4 protein-coding genes and 3 pseudogenes are annotated in these 6829 nt (G+C 66.5%); all 7 read right to left on the reverse strand.

All coding sequences use genetic code 11. From position 1 onward, the window contains the following. Positions 1 to 264, reverse strand: a pseudogene (locus JCM9942_RS20170) (RnfABCDGE type electron transport complex subunit B); the annotation flags it as partial. Further along, complete coding sequence (locus JCM9942_RS08825) at positions 182 to 772, reverse strand: HAD family hydrolase (protein ID WP_054659099.1); 591 nt, start codon at positions 770 to 772, stop codon at positions 182 to 184. The pseudogene JCM9942_RS20170 and the gene JCM9942_RS08825, both read right to left, overlap by 83 nt. Before the next feature lie 49 nt (positions 773 to 821). Then, positions 822 to 2899: pseudogene (metG, locus tag JCM9942_RS08830) on the reverse strand (methionine--tRNA ligase). A 96-nt stretch (positions 2900 to 2995) separates the two neighbouring features. Next, positions 2996 to 3439, reverse strand: coding sequence for a DUF2147 domain-containing protein (locus tag JCM9942_RS08835; RefSeq protein WP_054659101.1), 444 nt, complete (start codon positions 3437 to 3439; stop codon positions 2996 to 2998). A 170-nt stretch (positions 3440 to 3609) separates the two neighbouring features. After that, positions 3610 to 4002, reverse strand: a complete 393-nt coding sequence (gene gloA2 / locus JCM9942_RS08840) for an SMU1112c/YaeR family gloxylase I-like metalloprotein (RefSeq protein WP_054659103.1) — start codon at positions 4000 to 4002, stop codon at positions 3610 to 3612. After that, positions 3999 to 5072, reverse strand: coding sequence for a serine hydrolase domain-containing protein (locus tag JCM9942_RS08845; protein WP_054659105.1), 1074 nt, complete (start codon positions 5070 to 5072; stop codon positions 3999 to 4001). The genes gloA2 and JCM9942_RS08845 overlap by 4 nt, the downstream gene beginning before the upstream one ends. Positions 5073 to 5092: 20 nt before the next feature. Then, positions 5093 to 6829: pseudogene (locus JCM9942_RS08855) on the reverse strand (DUF885 domain-containing protein); the annotation flags it as partial.

Consider the following 6829-nt stretch of genomic DNA (forward strand, 5'->3'; position numbering starts at 1 on the left):
CGCCCCCCGGGGGGCAGTGATCCACGCCGGCTTGGCCGCGCGCCATCGCCTCGGCATACGGACGGCAGCGTCATAGCCACACTGGCCGCACTGGGTCTGTGGCAGCAGGCGGTCGAGGCGTTCGATCAGGGTGATATCGGTGTCGTGCATGCGGGGCATCGGGCTGCGCGGAAAGGATGGATCAGGAAACCGGCTTGCCGCGGTACCAGCGCTCATGGGCCAGCGCGAGCATCGGCCGGTCTTCGCGGCTGTCACCGTAGGCATGGATGCGCTGGTATTTGCCCAGGTCAAAACGTGTGCGGATCAGGGCGGCCTTGCGCGGACCACAATCGTGGCCGGCATAACGCCCGGTGAGGCGGTTGTCCTGCACTTCCAGCCGGTTGCAGATCATCTGCAGGCCCAGCGCGTCGCACCAGGGCTGCAGATACAGATCGATGGAGGCCGACACCACCGCGACCGTGTGGCCCTGCGCCTTGTGCCACTGGATCTGCTCCAGCATCTCCGGGCGCACCATCTCGTGCAGGTGATCGCGCGCATAGTCCTGGGCCATCCGGGTGATCTCGCCGGCGTGACGGCCGCTGAACACCTGCGCGGTGACGCGGCGGCGGATACGCGCGGCCGAGATCAGCTTCAACCGGTAGGCCAGCAGCCACGGGCCGATCCGCCACCAGGCCTGCGCGCGCTGTTCGGGCGTGGCCACACGGCGCAGGAACCGGCTGTAGGTGTCACAGACTGTGAGGGTGTGGTCGAAGTCGAACAGGGCCAGTTGCATGGTCCGCTCCGGTCGGGAGGGGCACGCAGGGTAAGCGCGCCCGCTGCCCTCAACGTACCGGCATGCCCGGCTGTGCGCCGGCATCGGCGTCGAGCAGTGCCAGCGCGCCGCCGTCGAAACCGGCCGACAGGATCATGCCCTCGCTCAGGCCGAAGCGCATCTTGCGCGGGGCCAGGTTGGCGATGAACACCACGTTGCGGCCGACCAGCGCTTCCGGCTCGGCGTAGCTGCCGCGGATGCCGGAGAAGATCTGCCGCTGGCCGAGGTCGCCGGCATCGAGCAGGAAGCGCAGCAGCTTGTCCGAGCCGTCGACGAAGCCGCATTCGATCACCTTGCCGATGCGCAGGTCGAGCTTGGCGAAATCATCGATGCCGATATACGCCGAGGCTTCACCTCGGCCTTGGCCTCGGTCTTCACTTCCGCCTTGGTGGGCTTCTCGGCCTTGGCCGGCTTGGCCTCGGTCGTGGGCTGGGCGGTGAGGGTGTCCTTGGAGGCGTCGGTCATGGCGTCAATCATCTTGGGGTCGATACGGGTGAACAGCGGCACGTAGGCGGCGATGGTGTGGGCGGTGAGCGGGGTGGCGATATCGCCCCAGCCGCGCATCGGTGCGTTGAGGAAGCCCTCGGCCTGCTGTGCGGTGGCCGGCAGCACCGGCTTGAGCGCGGCCACCAGCACGCGGAACAGGTTCAGGCCCTGGGTGCAGACCGCCTGCAGTTCGGCATCGGCGCCGTCCTGCTTGGCGATCACCCACGGCTTGGTGTCGTCGATGTACTTGTTGGCTTCATCGGCCAGGGCCATGGTCAGGCGGATCGCGGCGGCCGGGTCGTTGCGCTCATAGGCCTCGCGCACCGGTGCCAGGGCGGCGACAAAACGGTCGTACTGGGCCGGATCGGGCAGCGCCTCGGCCAGCTTGCCGTCAAAGCGCTTGGCGATGAAGCCGGCGCAGCGGCTGGCCAGGTTGACGAACTTGCCGACCAGATCGGCATTCACGCGGGCGGTGAAGTCGCTCAGATTCAGGTCCAGATCGTCGACACCGCCGGAGGACTTGGCGGCGAAGTAGTAGCGCAGCGCTTCCGGGGCCAGGCCCACGTCCAGATAGGTGCGGGCCATCACGAAGGTGCCGCGCGACTTGCTCATCTTGGCGCCGTCCACGGTCAGGTAGCCGTTGACGTGCAGCCTGGTCGGCGCGCGCAGGCCGGTGCCGTGCAGCACCGCCGGCCAGAACAGGCCGTGGAAGTTGACGATGTCCTTGCCGAGGAAGTGGTGCAGCTCGGTGGTGCTGTCGGCAGCCAGCACAGCATCGAAGTCGTCGCCGGTCCTGGCGCACAGGTTCTTGAAGCTGGACAGGTAGCCGATCGGCGCGTCCAGCCACACATAGAAGTACTTGCCCGGGGCGCCCGGGATCTCGAAACCGAAATAGGGCGCATCGCGCGAGATGTCCCACGCGCGCAGGCCGCCTTCGGCATCCAGCCACTCGGCCAGCTTGGCCTTCACACCCGGCAGGGCCACGTCACCGGCCAGCCACTGCCGCAGGAAGTCCTGGAAGCGGCCGACCTCGAAGAAGTAGTGCTCCGAATCGCGGATCTCCGGCGTGGCGCCGGACACCACCGACTTGGGCTCGATCAGGTCGGTCGGGCCGTAGGTGGCGCCGCAGACCTCGCAGTTGTCACCGTACTGGTCGGCCGACTTGCACTTCGGGCAGGTCCCCTTGATGTAGCGGTCCGGCAGGAACATGCCCTTGGCCGGGTCGTAGAACTGGGCGACCGAGCGGCGGCTGATGTGGCCGGCGGCGTCGAGCTTGGCGTACAGCGCCTCGGTCAGCTCGCGGTTGGCGGCCGAGTTGGTCGAGTCGTAGTGGTCGAAATCCACGCCGAAGGCAGCGAAGTCGCGCTCATGGCTGGCCTGGATGTTGGCGATGAAGGTTTCCGGGCTCACCCCGGCCTTCTCGGCGGCCAGCATGATCGGCGTGCCATGGGTGTCGTCGGCGCAGACATACCAGACCTTCTCGCCCAGCAGCCGCCGCGCGCGCACCCAGATATCGGCCTGGATGTAACCCACCAGGTGGCCGAGGTGGAGCGGGCCGTTGGCATAGGGCAGGGCATTGGTGACGAGCGCGGTACGGGTCATGGCCATCGTTTGCAGCAGGGGAACGCGGGATTATCGCATGACACAAACGAACAACCCGGCCGCAGCCGGGTTGTTCACAGGTGCCGGGGTGGGGGCTTACTCGCGCAGCCAGGTCTGGGTGCGGCAGATGAAGGCGATGCAGCCGGAGACTTCAAGCTTGCGGCCGTTCTCGACCAGCTCGACCTTGGAGCTGTAGGTCTTGCCCTTGGCCGGGTCCAGGATGGTGCCGCGGGCCCACTTGTTGGTGCCGTCCGGGCGCAGGTTCCAGAGGATGGTCATGCCTTCGATCGGCTTGCCCTTGTTGGTGCCCTCGCACTTGTCGCAGACCGGGTGCGGGCCCTGCGCCGATTGCAGCACCTGCAACACCTTGCCGGTGAGTGCGCCATTGCTGGCCTGGGTGATCTCGACGATGGACTTCACCTTGCCGGTTTCGTCGTCGATGGTTTTCCAGCGCCCGGCGGCGCTGTTGGACGCACCGGCGGAAAAAGCGGCAGCCATCAGCGGCAGGGCCAGCAACAGGGTTTTGAACGTGGTGCGCATGTATCCCCTCCCAGGGTTCGTCTGAACGTCCGGCGCTGCCGGCGTGGGAGCGAATGTAACCGCATTCGGCGCCGTACGGAATCCGCGCCGCAACACGTTCAGCGCCCGGGCGGTCGCGTTCCGATGGCGGGGACTGCTGCGCCGTGCGGGGGGGCCGGCGGCAGCCCGGTTCAGGCGGTTTCGTACAGTTCCAGCGGCAGGTTGTCCGGATCGGCGAAGAAGGTGAAACGGTGCCCGGTGTACTCGTCCACGCGGACCGGCTCGCAGTCGATGCCTTCGGCCTGCAGATGGGCGACGACATCGTCCAAAGCCTCCACGCGGAACGCCAGATGGCGCAGGCCGCAGGCTTCCGGCCGGCTCGGGCGCTTGGGCGGCGCGGGGAAGGAGAACAGCTCCAGCTGGCTGCCATCGGGCAGGCGCAGGTCCAGCTTCCATGACTGGCGCGGCTCGCGGAAATGCTCGGCGAGCACCTCCAGACCGAGGATGCGGGTGTAGAAATCGCGCGAGCGGGCGTAGTCCGAAGCGATGATCGCCACATGGTGGATGCCGGACAGCCGCTTCATTGCGTGGTCTCCTGCCAGCGGCGGGCGATGGCCAGCGCCAGCGGATAGGGTTCGGGTTCGTTGCGGTTGCTCAGCACGATCACGGTCAACTTCTGCGCCGGGTAACGCACGATCACGTTGCGGAAACCGATGCTTTCGCCGCTGTGCCACAGCGCATCGCCATTGATGCGCCAGCCGAAGCCGTAGTGCGGTACATCCGGCTCGCTGGTCTTCGTGGCCGGGCTGAAGGCCAGTTGCAGCGAGCTCGCCTTCAGCAGGCGCTCGTCGTACAACGCCGCATCCCACTTGGCCAGATCGTCGAGGGAGGAATAGATGCCGCCATCGCCGAGCACCGCGCTGGTGGTGCTCTGGTCGGTGCGCTGCCAGCGGCCGTCGATCTGGCTGTAGCCGTAGGCGCGGTTGGGGATGTCGTCCACGCCGTCCTGGTGGGCCCAGGTGTTGCGCATGCCCAGCGGCAGGAAGATGCGCTGGCGCAGGAAACTGGCGAAATCGCTGCCTGAGGCCTTGCCGACCACCAGGGCCAACAGCGCATAACCGCTGTTGCTGTAGCGGTAGTCGCTGCCCGGCGTGAAATAGGTGCGGTTCTCTTTCTGCAGCAACGCAAGCACATCGCTGTCATGCACCTGGCGGGTGTCGGCCGGATCCATCAGGTCTTCGTAGTCGAGCAGACCGCTGGTATGGCTGAGCAGCTGGCGCAGGGTCATCGTGTCGGCCACCGCCGGCAGGCCGGGCAGCCATTTCTTCAGCGGATCGTCGATGGACAGCTTGCCGTCCTCGGCCAGCAGCAGGATTGCCGCGGCGGTGAACTGCTTGCTCACCGAGGCCAGCCGGTAGTTGCTGGCGGGTGTGGCCGGCGTGCCGTCTTCGAGCACCGCCAGCCCGTAGCTGCGGCGGAAGACGGGCTGACCGTCCTTGAGTACCAGCACCGAGGCGCCCGGCACCTGGCCGTCATAGCGCTGCATCAAGCCATCGATGCCCGGATCGGCGGGCAGGCGCGGGAGCGCGGCGACTGCCAGGGTGGAAAACGCGGACAGGCACAGCGGGGCGAGTCGGTATATCCATCGGGACATGGCAGCTCCTTGCAGGGTTGTCAGATTTTCTTGCTGGCGATCCAGCGCTCGATCTTGCTGTCCAGGATCTCCAGCGGCATCGAGCCGTCTTTCAGGATCTCATGGTGGAACTCGCGCGGATCGAAGCGCTCGCCCAGCTCGGCTTTGGCCTTGTCACGCAGCAGGCGGATCTTGACCTCGCCCACGCGCGGGGCCAACGACTGTCCCGGCAGTGCCATGAAACGTTCGACTTCGGCGGCGGCATCGCTGGCGGAGATGTCGGCGTTCTTGACCATATAGTCGATGGTCTGCGCGCGGCTCCAGCCTTGGGTGTTGAGGCCCGTATCGGCCACCAGGCGTACCGTACGCAGCAAGGTGGTCTGCAGGTAGCCCAGATGCTCATAGGGATCGCTGTACAGGCCCAGCTCCTGTCCCAGCGATTCGGCATACAGGCTCCAGCCTTCGACAAACGCCACATCTCCGCCCAGGCGGCGGAAGCGCGGCAGCGCGGTCAGCTCCTGCTGCGCGCCGAGCTGGAAATGATGGCCGGGAATGCCTTCGTGCAGGTATTGCATGGTCACCGCCCAGCGCTTGCGCGACGGCAGGTCGGCCGTGTTGACGTACAGCACGCCGGGCTGTTGGCCATCGGCGCTGCCGCTGGTAGCTGGCAGCGCTGCTCGTCAGGGCCCGTCCGGGCTCGACCGGTCTGATTTCCAGTGCGGCCTTGGGGCGGTGGTTGAACAGCGCCGGCACGGCGGCATCGACCTGTTGTCCGACCTCGGCATAGCGTGCCAGCAGGGCGTTTGCGTCATTGAAGACGAACTGGCGATCGCTACGCATCGCCTTGAAGGTCTTCTGCATCGAGCCGCGGATCTTCGAGGCCTTCATCAGCGCGGTGATGCGCTGCTGCAGATCCTTGACCTCCTGTTCGCCCAGCGCGTGGATTTCCGCCGGCAAGCGCACCGGGGTGGTGGTGCTGGCCACGTTGTAGGCATACCAGGCCTGGCCATCGGGCAAGGCGCCCATGCCGTCGGTAGTGCGCGCAGCGGGAAGGTACTCGGTGGCGATGAAGCCGCGCAGCGAGCGGTAGGCCGGCATCAGCCGGTACTCGATCATGCGTTTGTATTCGGCAGTCAGGCGCGCCTTGTCCTCGGCGGAGAAGTCATCTGGCAGGTTGCGGATCGGTCCCCAGAAAATGCTTTCTTCGGCGCTGGGCCTGATCACCGCATCAAGCTGCGGCAACACCTTTTCCATCAATGCGCGCGGCTGCACGACGCCGGCGGCCATGCCTTCCCGCATGTTGGCGATGGCCTGGTCGAACAGGGCGGGCACCGCGAGCGAGCGCTTGGACCAGTTCTCGTAGTCCTTCACGGTGCGGAACGGCTGGGCGCCGGCACCGGAGCCGAGCACGGCGACCAGGCTTGAGACGTTGTTGTACGGATTGATCGGCAGCATCCAGCTCGGGTACTGCTCGGCCTTCAGTGAATTCTGCGCATCGCGCAGGAAGATCTGGTAACTGAGCAGGTCCTGGCCCTGCAGGCCGTCGGGATTGATCGCTTCGACCTTGCCCCGCCACTGCACCATGAAATCGTGCGATTGCTGGCGCCAGGCGGCGGACAGGAAATTCGGCAGCTGGTCGTTGAAGCGCGGGTCGCCCTGGAAGGTGGCCTGCAGCGGGTTGAGCCGCATCGAGGCATCCCAGTATTCGTCGTAGATGCGGTTGAGTTGCGCGGCCTTGTCCTGCTTGACCGGCAGCGGTGCCGGCCGGCGTGCGGGCG

Source organism: Stenotrophomonas pictorum JCM 9942 (assembly GCF_001310775.1).
GTDB lineage: Bacteria > Pseudomonadota > Gammaproteobacteria > Xanthomonadales > Xanthomonadaceae > Stenotrophomonas > Stenotrophomonas pictorum.

Bases quoted from the DNA above. Each gene is read 5' to 3' on its own strand.
- JCM9942_RS08825 (WP_054659099.1), bottom strand. From the start codon at position 772: ATGCAACTGGCCCTGTTCGACTTCGACCACACCCTCACAGTCTGTGAC.
- JCM9942_RS08835 (WP_054659101.1), bottom strand. From the start codon at position 3,439: ATGCGCACCACGTTCAAAACCCTGTTGCTGGCCCTGCCGCTGATGGCT.
- gloA2 (WP_054659103.1), bottom strand. From the start codon at position 4,002: ATGAAGCGGCTGTCCGGCATCCACCATGTGGCGATCATCGCTTCGGAC.
- JCM9942_RS08845 (WP_054659105.1), bottom strand. From the start codon at position 5,072: ATGTCCCGATGGATATACCGACTCGCCCCGCTGTGCCTGTCCGCGTTT.